Source organism: Flexivirga sp. B27, assembly GCF_052905685.1.
Genome location: NZ_JBPYUM010000001.1, coordinates 773,585 through 792,174 on the forward strand (window position 1 = coordinate 773,585; position 18,590 = coordinate 792,174).

The following is an 18,590-nucleotide window of genomic DNA, read 5'->3' on the forward strand; positions in this document are numbered from 1 at the left end:
CCGGCGACCGCCGTCGAAAGACACCATCCGAACCCCCGATCGGTGGTGTCGTGAGGAAGGGAACGTCGGATGAAGCGAGTCAGTTCGGTCCTGATCGCGATCGTGTGCCTGATGGCCGCGACGGTCGGTCTGCCCACGACCCGAGCGGATGCCGCCGGCCACAGTGGCTGCGACAGCAGGAGCCCGGACGGTCGTGCGCTGACCGCGGTCCTCAGCCGGACCATCGGCCACGCGGCACGGCAGGTCTGCTTCGACGTCAAGCAGTCCGCCGGGCCGGAGAAATTCACCATCTCCGGCTCCCCCGGTCATATCAGGATCAATGCGTCGACCCGCTCGGCAGCGACCACCGGTGCCGGTTGGTACCTGAAGTATGTCGTCCACGCCGACGTCAACCTCGGCAACTTCACACCGAACGTCCCGCGGGTGCTGCCGGCACCGAAGGCTCCGATCAGCCACTCCTCGAGTGTGCAGCACCGCTACGAGGGCAACGACACCCAGGACGGCTACACCAACCCCTACATGAGCTGGTCCAAGTGGCAGCAGATGCTCGACATGTATGCCCTGCACGGGATCAACGAGGTCTACGTCCTCCCCGGCAGTGACGCCGTCCACAAGGAGATGCTGCAGGACTTCGGCTACACCGCGGCGCAGGCCAAGGCGTGGGTCCCGTTGCCGGCGACGCAGCCGTGGTGGGTGATGCAGAACCTGTCCAACGACACCGCACCCATCTCGCAGGCACTGCTCGACGACCGCGCCGCACTCGGGCGCAAGATCATCCAGCGGTGCAAGGAGCTGGGCATCACACCGGTCCTGCCAGGCTATTTCGGGACCGTTCCGACCGACTTCGCAGAGGTCAATTCCACTGCGAGCAATGGAAACCCGCCGCACGTCGTGCAGCAAGGGACGTGGAATCTCACGCAGCGCCCCGCATGGCTCGACCCGACTGACCCGCTCTTCCCCAAGGTCGCCGCGTCCTACTACAAGCACGCGGACAAACTGCTCGGCAAGAGCGCGATGTACCGCATGAACCCGTTGCAGGAGGGCGGCAAGCTGGGTGGCATCGATCCCGGCAAGGCTGCCAACGCGATCATGACGGCCCTGCAGAAGGCCGAGCCCGGAGCCACCTGGATGCAACTGGGCTGGCAGAAGAACCCGACCAAGGAGCAGCTGGACGGTCTGACGACCGAGCAGAAGTCACACCTGCTCATCTCCGACGGCATCACCGACACCCGCTCCTCGATGCCGGAACGCGACACCGACTGGCCGGACACGCCGTGGATGTTCGGCACCATCCCGTTCGGCGGCGGTCAGACGGCGATGGGCGCCAACGGGCAGGTCTGGATCGATCGCTATTACAAGCAGGTCGCCAAGTCCGGAAGCAACATGACCGGCATCTCGTTCGCCCCCGAGGGCCTCAACGACCCCGCCGCCTTCGAGCTCTTTGCCGAACTCCCCTGGCATTCAAAGGCGTTCGACCTCGACACATGGTTCAGCAAGTATGCCGAGGGACGCTACGGGACCACGGATGCCGCAGCAGCGTGGTCTGCCATCTCCACGACATACAAGCGGCCGATCACCTGCTGCAAGAAGGAGTCACCACTCGGCAAGACACCGTCACTGAACGCTGCGATTTCGGTCGGCTACGACACCGAGACGTTTGCGACCGCACTGCCGTTGCTGACCGGCGCGGCCAAATCCGTGACACAGCCGGCGGCATACAACTACGACCTGGCCGACGTGTCGAACCAGGTCATCACCAACTGGGCCAACTCGCAGCTGCCGAAGATCAGCACGGCGTATGACGACAAGGACCTGGCCGCCTTCAACGGGTTGACCAAGACCTGGCTCGCAGCGATGCAACTGGACGACAAGGTGCTGGGCACCGTGCCGTACTTCACGATCGGCACGTATGTCGCCGACGCCGAGAAGGCCGGGCACAGCAAGGCCGAGTCGGCGGCATACCGCACGAATCTGCTTGACCTCTGGTCGATTTGGTTCAGCAACCGAGGTCCGTCGGCCGGCAACGACGACCTGCTGAACTACGCAGCGCATCTCACCTCCGGGATGATCGAGGACTACTACCAGCCGGGCTGGCAGAAGTACTTCGACTCGCTGCGCACGGCGATGGAGACCGGCTCGGCGCCGGAGAAGATCGACTGGCTGGCGTTCGGCGACAAGTTCGCTTCGTCGTCGAAGCACTACCCCACCGTGCCGCGCGGCAACACCGTCTCCTATGCACGGAAGATCACCAAGTTGCTCGGGGTCAAGCCGGTCGCCGAGCCGAAGATCACCACGCCGGTCAACGGCTCGTCACTGCCGGAGTCTCCGACCAGCGTCGCGGGCACCGGGGTCGCCGGCGCGCAGGTCGCGGTGACCGACGCCGGGTCGCCGGTGTGCACGGCGACGGTGGCAGCGGACGAGAGCTGGTCGTGTGCACCGTCCGAGGCGCTCACCGACGGCCCGCACACGCTGTCGGCGGTGCAGACGGACGCCGAAGGGCGGACGTCCAACCCGGCCACCGTGACGGTGTCCGTCGGCGCGGATCCGACGCTGGCGGACAACTGGACCTTCGACTCCGCGGTCGACGGTGTCGTCGCCGACAACGGCAAGGACCAGTTCGACGGCACAATGACCGGATCGACCACCTTGGCCACGGGTAAGGCGGGCAAGGCGGCGAAGTTCGACGGGACGGTTGCGCCGGTGAACACCTCGGCTCCGAACCTGTCGGGCCCATGGGCCGTCGGCGTCTGGGTCAACCCGAGCGTCACCTCGCACAGCGCGAACCTGATCAACGGCGAACGCGTGCAGGGCAACAGCTCGCTGAAGATCCAGCAGAACGTCACCAGCGGTGCGGTCGGGGCGACCGCCTTCTACGTGAAGGACTACGCCACCGACTACGTCGCGCCGCTGAAGAGCTGGACCTACCTGACCTACGTCTGTGACGGGCGCCAGATCACGGTCTATGCCAACGGCAAGTCGGTCGGCACGATCCCGGCTGCCTTCCCGCTCAGCCGTGCCGCCATCGGCAGCACCCAGAGCAACGCAGGCAAGGACGTCTACACCGGGCTGATCGACGAGCTGAGCATCTTCGGCAACAGCCTGACGCCGGAGCAGGTGGCCGCACTCTATGCATCCGCACAGACGGGAGGCACCCAGACGCACTGACCAGTCCGTGAAATGCCCCGGACCACAATGTGGTCTGGGGCGTTTCGCGTCGTATGACGAGTTGGGTCCGGCAGATCGTGCGGCATACCGCACGTTCTGCGGGGCACTCCTCCCCCGGGACGGAAGAATGACCCCCATGAGGTTGCAGCAGGTCACATCGGATGTCTTTCTCGCGGAGGGCATCGCGTCCAACTGGGTCATTGCCCGGGATGGCACCGACCTCACGTTGATCGACGCGGGCTACCCCGGCGACGCAGCCGGTGTCGTCGCATCGATAGAGCAGATCGGGCATCGGATCGAGGACGTCCGAGCTGTGCTGATCACCCACGCACACATCGATCATGTCGGCGCCATACCAGCGCTGCTCGAGCTGCACCGGGTGGCGACATACGCCGACGATCGCGAGTTGCCGACACTGCGTGGCGAGCCTCACGAGCAGGCGACGACGTGGGACGTCGTGTCCCGTTCTTGGCGACCCCGGGTCGCCAAGTGGGCGATCACCGTCGCGCGTGCGGGTGCGCGCACGGAGATCCATGTGCCCGAAACACAAGAATTACCGGGCAATTCGGCGCTCGACCTGCCAGGTGGACCGATCCCGATCTCCTGCCCCGGGCACACCTCGGGGCACACGGCATACCTGCTGCCCGCTGCCGGTGCCGTCGTCACGGGCGACGCGCTGATCACCGGTCACCCCATCGTCGGCACGGACGGACCGCAACTGCTCCCGGGGTTCTTCAGTCACGACTCCGCTGCAGCTGTCACTGCTCTCGACGCACTGGCTGACATCAGAGCTGACACCTTGCTGCCCGGCCACGGTCCGGTATGGCGTGGCACGCTCCACGACGCAGTCGCCACCGCCGTTGCACGAGCGCGCGGTTGACCGCCGAACCGTCGCAGTGAGCCGGTCCCACACAGAGCCCAGGAGCGTGAGATCGCTCGGCTCCGCCAAAGCGGGCCCGGATTCGATCAGCCTGCGTTGGTCAGATCCCAATTCACCTGGCGACCAGACTTCGAGAGACGCTCGTTGGCCGCGGAGAATGGTCGACTGTCCTTGAAGAGCTTGAGCCGCTTGCTGGTCCAGGCTGCTGGGTGACTTGAGCAGAGCACCCTGTCGGATCCGGCATCACGCAGCACCGCTTTCACCTTCCGGATGGCGGGCCAGCCCCACAGCAGGAACACCACCGGGTCGATTTCTTCATCGACCGCTCGCAACGCAGCGTCGGTGAATTCCTTCCAGCGCTTGCGATGTGCTGCCGAACCGGGCGTGCCCTCTGGCACGGTGAGCGTCGCGTTGAGCAGGAGGACGCCTTCCCGCGTCCACGGAGCCAAGTCACCATCCGACGGTCGGTGGAACTGCCCGCCAAGATCGGCTTCCAGCACGTTGTAAATCGTGCGAAGTGAACGCGGAAGGTCAGCAGGGTTGCCGTCGAAGGAGAACGCCAGACCGTTTGCCTGGCCCTCACGCGGATATGGGTCCTGACCGACGATGACTACTCGGACTGCCTCGAGCGGAGTCATCTGGAATGCCCGGAAGACCTGATCCTTCGGTGGAAAGACCTTCTCTGCACCGTCGTAGGCCCCTGACACGAGTTGATCGATGTCGCCCGCGAAGCCATGCCGGCCCACTGCAGCGAACCAGTCGTCCGGGAGGTTCACCCCATTACGTGCGCTACTCATATCGCGTCCTCTCCTTCGGGTCGACCCAGGCGTGAAAGAGCGGTATGCCGTCCCACGCCCCGCCACGTGCCACGGCAACCACAGCGTGCGGACGGTCGAAGCTGAGCGTGATCTGCCGGATGCGGCACGGCTCGGGCCTCGGGGGCGCAGATCCGGCGATGCCCATGGCCGTGACGGCCGCCGCGCTGAAACCCTCATCGTCGTAGGTGGCAGCGACGTTCTGCACACAGCTCAGGTCGGCGGGCGGAGGAAGCAGTGCCTGCAGCGGCCCGGCCACCAGGTCGACAGCGGGCGCGCTCTCCAACGAGTGGGTGGCCGAGACCGACCACTCCGGCAGCCTGGACTCCCACACCTGCGAGCCGTCCTCCGGCGCGTCTCCCCAGAACTCCTGCACCGTCTCGTGCGACGTCCATGCGTGGCCGTCCTCCGTGTCGTCCGGCGACATCTCGCCGGGGAAGGAGTTGTTGCGCAGGCTCCCGTCATCGAGCATCGCGAGGACCTCGTTGACAACCGGCCATACGTCGGGTGCAGCAACATCGGGCCCGGCGATCACGCTGACGACATCGACGCCGTCCTCGGTGTCCGGCCGAGCGACCGCCACGGGTCCCACCGACGTGTCGACCACCGCCTGCAGTCCGTCGCGCAGGACGAGCATGTCGTCGAACTCGTCCCGGCCGAGCGACCTGGCCCACCGCGGCGTGAGCACCAGGGCCGACGCAAGGACGAGCATCGTGTCCGGACTCAGTTGCACCGGAAAGGATTTCAACACACCACGTGTCATGTCCCGCGCCCACTCGTCCAGCACCGACTGCGCGGGAAGCTCATCCAGGGTCACCGGCAACTCCTTACCGAGAGTGACACCCGGCGCCAGCCAGCTCCCCATCGCCGCACCGACGGCCGGGTGCGGATCGCTCAGGAGTCGCGCCGCGGCATCCATCGCCTCACGCGGATCGAGTCCGAGAGCACTGCGGAACTTCTCGGGCTCTTCGACGACCGGCGCGACGCTCGCGAGCAGCAGCCACAGCCCGGCATACGACACTGCGCTCGACTGCTCGCTGCGCAGACTCTCGCGTGCGTGCGCGGCATACCCGCGGATCGCGGACGCGGCATCCGCACTGGTGTTGGTCGTCATTCACCGGACAGTAGCCGACACGGACGACATCGCCGGCCCGTTCAGGTGCGGCGACGGGTGGTGGCGAAGTGGGCGCTCACGGTATGGCGCGGATCGCTGCGGGCTGCGGTGACCGACGCTCGGTCTGCTGCTACAGCTTCGTCATCTTCCGGAAAGGACTGGTGACACGCACGGTCGTGGTGCGGAAGTCGACCGTCACCGCGTCGGTCTCTCGGTTGACGACGTGTCCCATCCCGTAGGAGTCGTGGCAGACGGTGTCGCCGCACTCGAACCGCTCGATCTCCTGCTCAACCACGGGCTGGAAAGGACTGTTGCTCAGGTGACGCCGTCGTGCGGGTGAAGAGGTCATCCCTCGATTATGTGCCCTCACGCTGTGAATGCCGGCCGATCGCACCATCTGGGTTCCGACTCGCCGCAAAGCCGGGCGCGCCGAACTGGCCGACTCCACTGCCGGGGCCATCGACGCCCCGGTCAGGTAAGCGCCGACATCTCCGTCCACTGCTTCCACGACAACGCCCAGTCGTAGAGCTCGGTGCGGGTGTCGGCCAGCTTGACCTTCGTGCCGCGCACGTCGACCGGGTCCCCATAGATCGCGGTCTTGTAGTAGGCCTTACCGTTCTTCGGCGACAGGTTGATGCAACCGTGCGAGACGTTCGAATTGCCTTGCTGCTCAACGGTGTCCGGGTTGGCGTGGATGAACTGACCGTTGTTGTTGAAGCGCACCGCCCAGTGCTCGATCTCGTCGTAGTGGTAGCGCTCGGACTTCATCCGCACCGTCTTCAGCTTCTCGGTGACGACGTTGATGCCGGTGCGGGTGTTGCGGATCGGGTCCGAGCCCAGCCCGTATGACGCGGGGTATGTCGCCACCTTCGCGCCGTCGCGGTAGACCACGATGTTGTATTTGCGCGCATCGGCGACCACGATCTGCGAGCGACCGATGTTGAACTTCCAGTCCAGGTCCTGCCGGCCGGTGACTCCCCCACCCCAGTCGAGGCTCCCTAGCGGCAGGATGACGTGCACCTGGCTGTGCGCAGGCCAATACTCCTTGGTGCGGAAATGCGCCTCCGAGTTGGGTGCGCTGTCCGGCAGCCACGCCCAGGAGCCGGTGGCTTCCTTCCACGCCCCCTTGGAGCCCGGCCGCACCAGCACCCGCAAATGCTTCTCGACGGTGGCCTTGTCGGTGACGAGGGCGTTGAAGTTGACGACGACCGGTGCCGCGATACCGACCGTGACGTCCTCGCCGATGTTTGCGGTGGCTCGGACCGTGCGCGCGGCAGCGGTGGACGCGACCTTGCCCCCGCTGACGGCACCGGCGGCGGTGACCGCCTTCCAGGACCAGGAGGCGTCCGGCCCGATCAGTCCGGTGCTGGCCCACGACATCCCGTCATCGGCGCGCTTGCCGTCGACCGCCTTGCCGTCGTCGTCCCTCACGGTGAGCGACTTCAACTTCTCCGACGAGGTGAGCGTCACCGTCTGCCCGAACGGTATGGCGCCACCGTCGGCGCCTTCGTCAAGCCCGCTGACGCTGATCTTCGCCGGCGGAGCGGCGTGCGAGGACGCCGACGCCTCGGGACTCTTCGGCGCGTCGCTGCCCGACTGCGCCGGTCCCGAGCTGTGCTCGTTGTCCCCGCAGGCCGCGACACCCAGTGCGATCGCGGTCGCGAATGCACCGCCCATCGCCGCACGTCGGCTCGGCTGATCGATCACGTCATACCCCCTCACGAGGCCCCCATTACCACTTGCCGCGTGTCAGGGTACGTATTCGACCTTGGAAATCCACCCCTTGTCCGCACCGTGGCGGGCCGATCGCAACCGAATCGTCACTTGGCCGGAAAGTGTGCCGCCAGGAAGTCCTCGGTGTTGCGCCAGGCCGCGGCCGATGCTTCGGCATGGTGGAACGCGGGGTTCGGGTTGTCGAAGGCGTGACCGGCGCCGTCATACGTCTCGAATCGCACGCCGTCGCGAGTGACCGCGGCGCGGACCTGCTCCACGACGTCGCCGGGGATGAAGGTGTCGGCCCGCCCGAAGTGATGCAGGCTCGGGGCAGTGACGCTGTCGGCGAGGTCGAGCAGGCCGGGGATGGCCGAGCCGTAGTAGCTGACCAGCACGGCGACGTCGGTCGAAGCGGCGACGTTGAAGGCCAGGCCGCCGCCGAAGCAGAAGCCGAAGACACCTACCGGGCCGGTGACGTTCTGGTCGGCACGGGCCGCGGCGACCGCGCTCACGCCGTCGCCAACGGTCGTCGGCCAATCGAGTTGTTGCATCAGGCCCATCGCCTGCTGCAGCCAGTCCTCGCGTTCGTAGTCGATCGTGGGATCGTCCAGCCGCCAATAGATCTCGGGCACGATGACGACATATCCGAGAGCGGCCAGATCGGCGGCGCGGTCCTTGACGTAGTCGGTGACGCCGAAGATCTCCTGGAAGAGCACGAGGCCCGGCCCCGACCCCGACTCGGGCAGGAAACGCAATGCCGGCATGGCGCCGTCGGCGGTGGGTATGTCGATGCGATCGCTCATCACTGCAGTCTGCCCCCAAGCGGGTCGAGTAGGCGAGCTAGAAGCTGGTCGAGTAGGCGAGCCCCAAGGGGCGAGCCGTATCGAGACCGCAATCTGCCCCCAAGCTGGTCGAGTAGGCGAGCCCCAAAGGGCGAGCCGTATCGAGACCGCAATCTGCCCCCAAGCTGGTCGAGTAGGCGAGCCCCAAAGGGCGAGCCGTATCGAGACCGCTCAGATCCCTGCGGAGTTGTCGACGCCGCCGCTGACCGGGAGGCCGTCGAACACCGCAGGAGGCTCTCGCCACAGGTCCGGCAGGGTGCCGGCACGAGCGTCTTGTATGGCGCGCCAGACCCGTTGCGGCGTGCAGGGCAGGTCGATGTGCCGCACCCCCAGATGACTGACGGCGTCGACAACGGCGTTCTGCACGGCCGGGGTCGACCCGATGGTCGCCGACTCCCCGATCCCCTTGGCTCCCAACGCATTCAGCGGGGTCGGGGTGACGGTGGAGCCGGTCTCGAAGTTGATCAGATCCATCGCGCTGGGCATCGCGTAGTCGGCGAGGGTGCCGGTCATCGGCTGCCCGTCGGCGTCGAAGACGACCTCTTCATAGAGCGCCTGGGCGATGCCCTGAGCGAGTCCGCCGTGCTGCTGGCCCTCGACGAGCAACGGGTTGAGCACGCGGCCGCAGTCGTCAACAGCTATGTGCCGCAACGGTTTCACCCGCCCGGTCTCGGTGTCGACCTCGACCACGGACACGTGCGCACCGAAGGGGAAGGTCGAGCCTTCCTGGTTCACATCCAGCCCGGCGGTCAACCGCTCCCCCGCATCGCGCGCCGCCCGTGCCACCTCCTGCCAACTGACGGTGCTGGTCGGCACCCCGCTCACTCCGAACGTGCCTTCCTCGGTGAGCACGATGTCGTCGACCGACGCCTCGAGCAGCGACGCCGCGCGCCGACGCGCTTGCTCGCGGACATCGGCGGCCGCAGATGCGACCGCACTGCCGCCCAGTTGTAGCGACCGCGAGCCCCCGGTGCCACCACCGCGCGGCACGACCGCGGTGTCGGACTGCACGTAGGTGATCTTGTCCATCGGGATGCCGAGCGCGTCGGACACCAGCATCGAGAAGGCTGTTGCGTGCCCCTGCCCGTGCGCGGACGTGCCGGACGACACCGTCACGGTGCCGTCGTCGCGCACGGTGACCGAGCCGAACTCCGAGCCGCCGCCGGGTGCCGTCACCTCGACGTACACACTGACCCCGACGCCGAGCTGTATGACGTCGCCGCGCTCCCGGCGACCGGCCTGATCCTCGCGGAGCTTGTCGTAGTCGGCGATGCGCAACGCCTCCCGCAGCGGCAGGTCGTAGTCGCCGGAGTCGTAGGTCGCACCCATCGGTGTCGTGACGGGAAAAGCGTTAGGGTCCAGGAAGTTTCGCCGACGGAGCTCGACCGGGTCGATGCCCAGCTCGTCCGCGGCGATGTCCATCATCCGCTCCAGATGCGCCGCCGCCTCGGGGCGTCCGGCGCCGCGGAACGCTCCCATCGGCGCGGTGTTGGTGACCGCGGAGGCGGCGTCATACGCGACGGTCGGGACGTCATACACACCGGGCACCACGAGCGCGGTCATGTGGATCGGGAGTGCGCCGCCGAAGCCGGCCCACGCACCGGCGTCGCCGATCACTCGCGCACGCAGACCGGTGATCGTGCCGTCGCGGGTGAGGCCGAGCTCGTAATATCCGACCTGACCGCGGCCGTGCATCGATTGCAGGTTCTCCGAGCGGGTTTCGACCCAGGCGACCGGCCGGCCGAGCGTGCGCGCCGCGCCGATGACGACGGTGTGCTCGGCGATCAAACCGGCCTTGCCGCCGAAGCCGCCCCCGACGTGCGGCGCGATCACTCGCACCCGCTCCTTGGGCACATCGAATACGTCGGCCACCATCGCCTGCAGGCCGTGCGGCATCTGGGTCGACACGTGAATGACGAGGTCGTGCTCGTCGTCCCCCGCGGGTTCGACGGCGATGGCGTTGCCTTCCATGGGCATGACTGCGACGCGCTGGTTGATCAGCCGCGCACGCACGACCGTGTCGGCTCCCAGCAGCGGATCCTCTTGCACCGCAGTGCGATTGCCGATCACCAGGTTGGTGCCGAGCTCGGGATATTGCACTTCGGCGTCGGGTGCGAGCGCGGTCTCAGGGTCCGTGGCTGCCGGCAACGGGTCGTAGTCGACGTCCACGAGTTCGACGGCGTCGACCGCTGCGGCGCGGGTCTCTGCGACGACGACTGCGACGGGTTCGCCGACGAACCGCACGCGGTCGGTCGCGAGCGGCGGCCGCGGCACTTTCGGGTTGACGACCATCATGCGGTGGTGGGCCGGGAGGTTCAGGTCCGCTGCCGTGTAAACGGCGACGACACCCGGCGCGGCGGCGGCTTCGGTCGTGTCGATGCTCTCGATCAGGCCGTGCGCGACCGGGGAACGCACGAACGCCGCGTGGAGCAGCCCGTCGAGCTGCAGGTTGCCCACGAAGGTCGACGCGCCGGTGACCAGGTCGGCGTCTTCGACGCGGCGGACACGGGTGCCAAGGATTGAACCTGCCATGACATTCGACGCTACGCCCGCTGCGCCGTCCTGTCCCCCGAGCTGGCCCATCAAGGCGGTCGAGCAGGTCCGAGCGAACGCGAGGACCGTGTCGAGGCCCCGACTCAAGCCGGTCGAGCAGGACCGAGCTCATCAAGGTGGTCGAGCAGGTCCGAGCGAACGCGAGGGCCGTGTCGAGGCCCCTTCCGAGGTGACCAGGGCCGAGTCACGTCACGAGCAACTATCGAGAACCCTTGTGATCGCTGCCTTCTCGGCCTTGGTCACCCACAAGTGATAGGCGGACTTCACCGCAACCTGCTTGCCGACATACGTGCACCGATAGCTCTTGTTCTTGGGCAGCCAGGTTGCCGCGTCGCCGTCGCGCTTCTGGGCGTTCGCCCGGCCGCTGACGGCGAGCAGGTTCCGCGGGTCGTTGGCAAGGTCCTGCCGTTGCTCGGGGCTCAGCTGCTGCGCGCCCTTCTGCCACGCGTCGGACAGTGCGACGACGTGATCGATCTGGATGGCGTTGCTCGTCCCCACGCCGCGCTGGAAGCTGATCTGCTGCCGGGTGTAGGGGTCGGCGAGCGTGCCGGTCAGCACGACGCATCCGTGGGTGTCCGGCTTCAGCGTGATGCCGGTCAAGTCGCGGCGGAGGATGTCGTTGCGGGTGTCGCAGCCGTTGTGTCCCGATTGGACGGTCACGTCGTCGCTCCAGCGCACACCGAATTCCCTGCGGTCGTAACCGGTTTTGGGTGCGCGTCCCTTCACTGGCAGCGTCGCCAGCAGGCTCTTCGTATGCCGCACAGCCGAATCCGCCGGCGCCGTGAACGTCCACTCGACCGAACCCGACGGGCTCGTCGCGTCCGTCGGGGCGGGCGCCGGCGCGGTAGAGGTGATGACCTGCGTGACGGTGACGGTCCGGGTCACCGCGGATGGGGATGCGCCGGAGTCACTGCTCGACGCCGCCATACATCCAGTCAGGAGCACCGAGACGCAGCCGGCCGACACGGCCAAAGCGAGCCGACCGGACGGTCGGGTCACCTGCTCCGATGCTGTCCGCCGCGACCTCATGCGACAGTCATATCTCAGTCTGCCGGTGGTGCCCGTCGGCGGGTCCGCCGCATTAGCCGAGCGAGTTGCAGCACTTCGTCGACGTCTCCACGACGCTGCCGACGGCGGGTAGCGTGGACGAATGGAGTGCCGGATCAACGATGTCGTGATCCATTACGCCGAGCACGGCACGGGCCTGCCACTCTTCGCGCTGCACGGCGTCGGCGTCGATCACCGCGAGCTCGAAGGTGCGCTGGAGCCGCTCGTCGCCGACTCCGGCTGCCGGCGCATCTATCCGGACCTGCCGGCGATGGGTGCCTCCACGGCCGACGGGCTGGCCAGCAACAACGACGTGGTCCGTGTGATCGCCGACTTCATCGAGCGCACCGCCCAGGAGCCGGTGCTGCTGCTCGGCCATTCGTTGGGCGCCTACCTCGCCCGCGGCGTCGCCGCGCAGCGCCCGGAGCTGGTCGCCGGGCTGGCGCTGGTGTGCCCGCTCGCGCAGAGCACCGGTCAGCTGCCCGCGCCGGAGGTGATGGTCCAGGACGACACGGCATACGACGAGCTGGAGCCGGAGCATTGGGCAACGTTCGACGAATACTTCGTGGTGCGCACACCGGCGATGGCGCGTCGTTTCCGTGACTGTGTTGCGCCCGGTATGACGCTGGTCGACCAGACCGCGCTGACAGACATCTTCACCGAGTGGCCGATCGAGATGGGCCAGCGAACCTTCTCACGGCCAACCCTCATCGCAGCCGGATTGCACGACACGACAGTGGGATTCGACGATGCGATGCGGCTGCTGGACGTCTATCCACGCGCAACCTTGGCGGTGGTCGACGGCGCCGGGCACGCCCTGCTGCACGAGCGACCGCGGGCACTCACCAGCCTCATCGCCGACTGGATCGAGCGGGTTCGCGCAGTTTCCGACTGATCAGCCATCTCCTACTCGAGATCGTCCATCCCGAAGAACTCTGACAGCGACGAGAGGCGTCAGTGCGCTCCCCAACCCTGCAGGATCGTCACGACGTCCTGGGTGGTGCGGTAGTTGGAGCCGGCGAACGACCCGGCAGACCGCCAGCGCGCGATCTTGCTGGTGCTCGGCTCAATCACCACCTCGCCCAGCTGCGGCACCTCGGCGTGGAAGTCCGTCGACAAGCCCGAGGGCCGTTGCACCCGAAGCTGATTCGCCGGGTCCGTCCACGCCGGCGCGGATGCACCGTCCGGGGTGAAGGACACCTGCCCGTCATACACGCGCAACTGCCCCCACCCGTTCGCCATGGTGAGCGGGGTCTGCATCTGCCACCCAGGTTCGCGGACCTGGGCGAACCAGACGCCCGTCCCGGTCGCCATGTCGTATGACGCGCTGCCGCGAGCCGGCGAGTTGCGGGTGTTGCGCACCACCACGACCACAACTGCGACGACCATGACCACGGGCAGCAGCATGAGGAGCCAAGAGATCACGCGCATCGGGTCAGGGTGCCACAACCTGCTGCACAGGCCGCTCAGGACGTCAGCAGGATCTTGCCGATGGCGGTGCGCTCCTCGAGCGCCCGGTGCGCGCGAGCGGCGTCGGCCAAGGGCACCAACGTCACCACGGGTTCGGCGACGCCGGCGGTGGCGGCCTGGAACGCCCGGAGGGTGAGCTCGCGGCGCGAGCCAGCAACCTGCGGCTGCAGATCAAAGAGGCCCTTGAAGACGATCCCGCGGTCGCGCAGCGCGTCGATGTCCGGACGGGCGAAATCACCAGCACTGCTGCCATAGCTGGCGATTCGGCCACCTTCACCCACCAGCTCGGCGCCCGTATTGCCGAGGGTCGCACCGGCACCGTCGAAGAGCACCGACACACCTGCGGGCGCCAGCGCACGCACCTGGCGGACCCAGTCGTCGGCGCTGTAGTCGATGACGTGTTGCACACCCATCAGCCGCAGCGCCTCGGTCTTCGTCGAGCCGTGCGCAGCCGCGATCACTACGGCGCCGCGAGCCGCCGCGGCCTGCACGAGCAGGATCCCGGCGGCACCGGACGCGGACAGCACCAGGGCGATGTCGCCCGGTCCCGGATCGGTGGCATCGAGCAGCATTTCGCACGTCGGGCCGTCGTTGAGCAGCGCCGTCGCCGTCTCCAGCGACACCTCGTCGGGCACCCGCACCATCGCCCGTATGTCGACCAGCGCGGTGTCGGCATACCCGCCGGTGGGGCCGGTCGACATGCCGTCCTCGCCGCGTGGGCCGGTGCCGCCGACCACACGCTGACCGATCAGGGACGAATCCACCCCGGGCCCGACCGCGCGGATCACACCGCCGACCCCGTCACCGGGCACGTATGGCGGTCGGATGTCGAAGAACTCTCGGCCCCAGCCGCTGCGGACCAAGCGGTCCAGCGTGCCGACCGCGGCGAACTCCACGTCCACCACCACCTGATGCGCTGCAGGTTCGAGATCAGGAAACTCTTGCAGCTCCATGACATCAGCAGGGCCGAATTGCGTTGCTACAACTGCCTTCATCGTGCGTCTCCTCCGAGTTTGCGGTCGGGGACACCACGCTAGAAGTTGAAGTCGACTTCAACGCAAGAGAGCAAGTCGGCCGAGCCTGTCGACGCCACCAACCAAGGCGGCCGAGCCAAATCAAGGCGGCCGAGCTTGTCGAGGCGACAACCAAGGCGGCCGAGGAGGTCCGAGCGAACGCGAGGGACCGTCTCGAGGCCACAAACCGAGGCGGCCGAGCCTGTCGAGGCCCCGAACAACCCCTCGCGTCATACAAGCTCAGTCGCCGACGAGCACTTCGTCCCGCTGCTCGGCTTTCCGCATGACGGCGAGCTTGCGTCGCACCAGCGGCCAGAAGAGCACGAGCACACCGGTGGCGACCAGGCTGGTCCAGACCTGGGTGCGTCCGGTGTCGGTGGTCAGCATGATCACGACGACCGCGAGGACACCAGCGATCAGGATGACGTTGAGCCACGGGAAGAAGCCGACCTTGACCCGCAGCCCGGCGGCTTCCTCCGGGGTCATCTTCTGCCGCAACCGCATCTGGGTGAGCGCGATGAAGACGTAGACGAAGAGCGCCACCAGCCCGGCGGAGTTCATGATGAAGTCGAAGATCCCCGAGTCGGGTGCCACGAAGTTGGCGATCGCCGCGATGACACCACCGATGGTCGAGGCGAAGACGGCGACGACCGGGACACCGTTCTTTGCCTTGTACGACACTGCTTTCGGCGCGAGGCCCTTGTCGGCCAGCGCGGCGAACATGCGGGACGCGGAGTAGAGGCCGGAGTTGAGCACCGACAGCACCGCGGTGAAGATGACCAGCTCCATGATGTTGGACGCCGCGGGGATATTGAACTTCTCGAAAAGCACGGTGAAGGGCGCGTTCGCGACGCCGGTCGCCTCGGGCAGCTCCTGCCACGGGATTGCCATGGTGATGATCAGGATTGATCCAACGAAGAAGAGCAGCACGCGCCAGATGACGGTCACGGTCGCGAGTTTCACGCCCTTGGCGGGGTCCTCGGACTCTGCCGAGGCCATCACGGCGATCTCGGTGCCGAAGTAGGAGAAGATCACCAGCGCAACACCGGTGAGTATGGCGCCGACCCCCTTCGGCGCGAATCCTCCGTGCTGCCAGAGGTTTTGGACGACGAAGTCGCCGTCCGGCCAGAGCCCGAGCACGAAGAGCGCGCCGACGACGAGGAAGACCACGATGGCGATGATCTTGATGCTGGCCAGCCAGAACTCGGCTTCGCCGAAGGACCGGACCGAGATCAGTTTGCTGATCACGAATACCGCCAGCAGCAGCAGTGACCACAGCCAGGACGGCAACCAGTCGAGCCAGCCGTGCAGCGTGTGACCGCCGATGACCGCCTCGTAGGCGAGCACGCCGACCCAGAAATACCAGTAGAGCCAGCCGACGAGGTATGCCGCCCAGTCCCCCATGCCGACCCGGGCGTATTCCATGAACGAGCCGATCTCCGGCCGGGCCGCGGCCATCTCGCCGAGCATCAGCATCGCCAGGTAGACCAGCAGTCCGCCGACGAGGTAGGAGACTACGGCGGCCGGACCGACCGAGTGGACGATGCTGGACGAGCCCACGAAGAGGCTCGAGCCGATGATCCCGCCGAGCGTGATCATCGTGATGTGTCGTGGCCGCAGCTTCTTCGGGCTGTGCGGGGCCGTCGTATTCGCTTCACTCACAGTTGTTTCCGGCTCGTTCTACCCGAGGTGGCCGAGGAGCGAGGAACGAGCGTCTCGAGGTCACCACAACTGCTGCCATTTTGTCGACGATCGAATGTCGCACACGCCGACCCCGCACGGTGCGGAAATTCAACGCCTCGTCGCGACACGGTCGAGGGATGAGACGCGCCGGACCATTCGTCGTGTCATACCCACCGTTCGGCGACGAGCGCCACCCAAGCTGGTCCAGCAGCCTCCCCAAGCAGGTCGAGCAGCCACCCCAAGCCGGTCGAGTAGCTCGTGAGGGACGAGCGAGCGTATCGAGACCCGTATCGAGACCTGCGTATCGGGGCCGGCCCCCTCCGCCATACCCAGACGAAATTATCCCTGGCCGCACCGGATCTCAGGTGTATTACCGAATCGGTCGATCGGAACCCCCGGTCGTCGTAAGAAGGGAACCACCATGAAGCGAAACACGCGGTTCGGGGTCGTCATGTCCCTGGCCGCAGCGGGAGCCCTGATGCTCCCGGCAGGTATGGCCCAAGCCGCCCCGTCGACGGCGACGGCCCTGACCTGCACCGGAGGCGAGATCCCGTCCGGGACCTACTCCTCTGTCACGGTGACCGGAAATTGCACGGTCCCGGCACACGCCACCGTCATGATCACCGGAAACCTGAACGTGCTCAGCAGCGCCAGACTCGACGCGGACAGCGCTCCGTCAACCATCACCGTCGGCCACAACGTGACCGCGGCACCCGGGTCATCGACCGGCCTCGGCTGCACCGCCGCGCACGGCGGCTGCACAGCCGGCGGGCCGGATGGCAACGGCCCGTATGCCGGTCAACAGTCCAGCATCACCATCATGGGCAACGCCTCCTTCGATCACGTCTTCAACGCGGCACTCGACGGCCTCACCGTCAACGGCAACGTCACTTCCGTCGGCGGCGGCGCGGGCGCGGACTTCCCTGGCTTCATTCCGTTCTCGGTCAAGGACGACACGATCCACGGCAACCTCACCGTGAGCGGACTGTCGACGACGTGGTTCGGCGTCATCCGTAGCACGATCGACGGCAACGTCACGCTGTCCGACATCATGCTCGGCGATCCGGATGGCAACGAGATCGTCCACGACACGATCGGGAAGAACCTGATCTGCACCAACATGGTCCCGGCGCCGCAGATCGGCGACGCGGATGACGGCATACCCGACCCGAGCTATCCCTTCAGCACCGTCGGTCGGAACGTCATCGGCCAGTGCGGCTTCGTCCTCGCGCCCTGACCGATCTCTCGACACCTCCCTCCCACGGCCCTGGTCGCGCACAGCCACGACCAGGGCCGACGCACGCGAGGTGGCCGAGGAGCGAGCGCCTCGAGGTCCCGCGCCACATGCGATTGCGCGGTCTCACGTGCCGGAAACCGTAGCCTGCCAGGCCCCCGGACGCATCCCAGTCGCCTGCTTGAAGAACACCGAGAAGTTGGAGGCATCAGGGAACCCGAGCCGGGCGGCGCAGCTGGCGGCGGTGAGCCGGTCGTGCGCGAGGAGCCGTTTGGCTTCCAGGACGATCCGCTCGACGATGAACGCCTTCGCGGTCCGGCCAGTGGCGTGCTGCACCGCCCTGGAGAGGGTGCGCGGCGCATAACCGAGAGTCCTTGCGTAGTAGCCGGCGTCGTGGTGCTCGCGAAAGTTTGTTTCGACACTCGATCGGAAGCGACGGAACGTCGGATTGACCGCCACCTCTTGGCCCTGCGGTGGGCGCAGTCGGGCGATGAGCGCGGAGAGCAGGATCTCGCGTAGCTCGAGCGATGGGTCCCCCGGAGCGGCGGAGACCTCGAGCAGTAGATGGTTACGCGCGGCGTCGACGAACGGCCAGTCGGCGTCGGGAACGCGCCATTGCGCGGCGCGGTCCGGTGATGCCACGAACTCCCGGGTGGCGCGGGTGACGGGCGCCGTCGTGACGAACAGCACGACGTGTCCTGTTACGTCGGCGATGTCATCCCACCGGTGCACCGCGCCAGGAGGAACCCACACCACGGTCCGCTGCCGCAGCGGGTGCGCGGCGAAGTCCACCGTGACCGATCCATGGCCGGCGTCAACGACGGCGAGGACGTGGAAGTCGGCGCGCTGCGTGCCGCCGTCGTTCAGCTCCCGCAGGCGGCCGAAGGTGAGCGTCTCGACAGCGTCGGCACCGTGCCCGAGGGGTTCGTAGGTCATCTGCCGGACCGTTGTCATGTGTCCAGTTTCCACCATCGCGTGCCCAGTTGTGCTCATGCGCCATACCCGTAGCGGAAGTTCAATGGATGGGTCAGATTCGCCTCAATCCCCCTGATCCAGGAGTT

15 protein-coding genes are annotated in these 18,590 nt (G+C 67.0%); 4 read left to right on the plus strand and 11 right to left on the minus strand.

Annotation, left to right across the window (positions count from 1 at the left end):
* The first annotated feature begins 69 nt into the window (after positions 1–69).
* Both ACSZL9_RS03690 and ACSZL9_RS03695 read left to right on the plus strand, forming a co-directional pair.
* Positions 70–3,165: an alpha-N-acetylglucosaminidase TIM-barrel domain-containing protein gene (locus ACSZL9_RS03690; RefSeq protein ID WP_446664113.1), complete on the plus strand. Its 3,096-nt coding sequence runs from the start codon at positions 70–72 to the stop codon at positions 3,163–3,165.
* A 136-nt stretch (positions 3,166–3,301) separates the two neighbouring features.
* Complete coding sequence (locus ACSZL9_RS03695; protein WP_446664114.1) at positions 3,302–4,045, plus strand: MBL fold metallo-hydrolase; 744 nt, start codon at positions 3,302–3,304, stop codon at positions 4,043–4,045.
* A gap of 86 nt (positions 4,046–4,131) precedes the next feature.
* Here ACSZL9_RS03695 and ACSZL9_RS03700 read toward each other — a convergent pair whose 3' ends face one another.
* The 7 genes from ACSZL9_RS03700 to ACSZL9_RS03730 form a co-directional block, all read right to left on the minus strand.
* Entirely contained in the window at positions 4,132–4,842 is a 711-nt protein-coding gene (locus ACSZL9_RS03700; RefSeq protein ID WP_446664115.1) for a uracil-DNA glycosylase, read from the minus strand.
* Entirely contained in the window at positions 4,835–5,974 is a 1,140-nt protein-coding gene (locus ACSZL9_RS03705; protein WP_446664116.1) for a hypothetical protein, read from the minus strand. The genes ACSZL9_RS03700 and ACSZL9_RS03705 overlap by 8 nt, the downstream gene beginning before the upstream one ends.
* Before the next feature lie 130 nt (positions 5,975–6,104).
* Complete coding sequence (locus ACSZL9_RS03710) at positions 6,105–6,323, minus strand: hypothetical protein (protein ID WP_446664117.1); 219 nt, start codon at positions 6,321–6,323, stop codon at positions 6,105–6,107.
* A gap of 122 nt (positions 6,324–6,445) precedes the next feature.
* Entirely contained in the window at positions 6,446–7,681 is a 1,236-nt protein-coding gene (locus ACSZL9_RS03715) for an Ig-like domain-containing protein (RefSeq protein ID WP_446664118.1), read from the minus strand.
* A gap of 113 nt (positions 7,682–7,794) precedes the next feature.
* On the minus strand, positions 7,795–8,490 hold the full coding sequence (locus ACSZL9_RS03720; protein ID WP_446664119.1) for a dienelactone hydrolase family protein: 696 nt from the start codon (positions 8,488–8,490) through the stop codon (positions 7,795–7,797).
* A gap of 210 nt (positions 8,491–8,700) precedes the next feature.
* On the minus strand, positions 8,701–11,061 hold the full coding sequence (locus tag ACSZL9_RS03725; protein WP_446664120.1) for a xanthine dehydrogenase family protein molybdopterin-binding subunit: 2,361 nt from the start codon (positions 11,059–11,061) through the stop codon (positions 8,701–8,703).
* A gap of 210 nt (positions 11,062–11,271) precedes the next feature.
* Positions 11,272–12,081: an HNH endonuclease family protein gene (locus ACSZL9_RS03730; protein WP_446664121.1), complete on the minus strand. Its 810-nt coding sequence runs from the start codon at positions 12,079–12,081 to the stop codon at positions 11,272–11,274.
* A 151-nt stretch (positions 12,082–12,232) separates the two neighbouring features.
* Here ACSZL9_RS03730 and ACSZL9_RS03735 point away from each other — a divergent pair, with 151 nt between their 5' ends.
* Entirely contained in the window at positions 12,233–13,024 is a 792-nt protein-coding gene (locus tag ACSZL9_RS03735) for an alpha/beta fold hydrolase (protein ID WP_446664122.1), read from the plus strand.
* Positions 13,025–13,083: 59 nt separating this feature from the next.
* On the opposite strand, the gene ACSZL9_RS03740 is transcribed toward ACSZL9_RS03735, so the two are convergent.
* The 3 genes from ACSZL9_RS03740 to ACSZL9_RS03750 form a co-directional block, all read right to left on the minus strand.
* Positions 13,084–13,560, minus strand: coding sequence for a hypothetical protein (locus ACSZL9_RS03740; protein ID WP_446664123.1), 477 nt, complete (start codon positions 13,558–13,560; stop codon positions 13,084–13,086).
* A 35-nt stretch (positions 13,561–13,595) separates the two neighbouring features.
* Positions 13,596–14,594, minus strand: a complete 999-nt coding sequence (locus ACSZL9_RS03745; protein ID WP_446664124.1) for a zinc-binding dehydrogenase — start codon at positions 14,592–14,594, stop codon at positions 13,596–13,598.
* 258 nt (positions 14,595–14,852) lie between these two features.
* Positions 14,853–16,274, minus strand: coding sequence for an amino acid permease (locus ACSZL9_RS03750; RefSeq protein ID WP_446664125.1), 1,422 nt, complete (start codon positions 16,272–16,274; stop codon positions 14,853–14,855).
* A gap of 442 nt (positions 16,275–16,716) precedes the next feature.
* Between ACSZL9_RS03750 and ACSZL9_RS03755 the strand changes: the two genes are divergently transcribed.
* On the plus strand, positions 16,717–17,532 hold the full coding sequence (locus ACSZL9_RS03755; RefSeq protein WP_446664126.1) for a hypothetical protein: 816 nt from the start codon (positions 16,717–16,719) through the stop codon (positions 17,530–17,532).
* Positions 17,533–17,655: 123 nt separating this feature from the next.
* Here ACSZL9_RS03755 and ACSZL9_RS03760 read toward each other — a convergent pair whose 3' ends face one another.
* Positions 17,656–18,465, minus strand: a complete 810-nt coding sequence (locus ACSZL9_RS03760) for a helix-turn-helix domain-containing protein (protein ID WP_446664127.1) — start codon at positions 18,463–18,465, stop codon at positions 17,656–17,658.
* Between the last annotated feature and the right edge of the window lie 125 nt (positions 18,466–18,590).